At 60.3% G+C, this 325-nt stretch carries 1 protein-coding gene; it reads right to left on the bottom strand.

The window, feature by feature from the left end:
• Window positions 1-32: 32 nt before the first annotated feature.
• A complete protein-coding gene (locus N825_RS39585) occupies window positions 33-242 on the bottom strand; it encodes a hypothetical protein (protein ID WP_157619800.1) in 210 nt (69 codons plus the stop codon).
• Window positions 243-325: the final 83 nt, after the last annotated feature.

Below are 325 nucleotides of genomic sequence, written 5' to 3'. Positions count from 1 at the left end.
GAAGGATTCATTCGGTGCCAGCCTCCGGCATCTCAGTTCCGTTCACCTATCTGCGTCGCCATGAGCCCCGCTTCCGGGTCCCACAGGACGATCGAGGTTCCAGCCAACGGCGACAGCGAATTGTAATACCTCCACGCCATGGTGACGTCGGGGCTCGCGAACACCACCGTGCCCAGCAATGGATCCGGGGTATGGCCGAGCTGACATGTGACGACATACTCGTCATTCGGCGGATGTTCCACGCTCTCTCCAGCCAGTGGCCCATGTCATCTTGGCAGCCACGCTTAACCGAAGAGGCGTGACGCTTCAACCCTGGTGCTGCTGA

The sequence above is a fragment of the Skermanella stibiiresistens SB22 genome (assembly GCF_000576635.1).
Lineage (GTDB): Bacteria > Pseudomonadota > Alphaproteobacteria > Azospirillales > Azospirillaceae > Skermanella > Skermanella stibiiresistens.
Note: the sequence above shows the minus strand (reverse complement) of the source record. Positions and strands in the feature narration are given on the sequence as shown.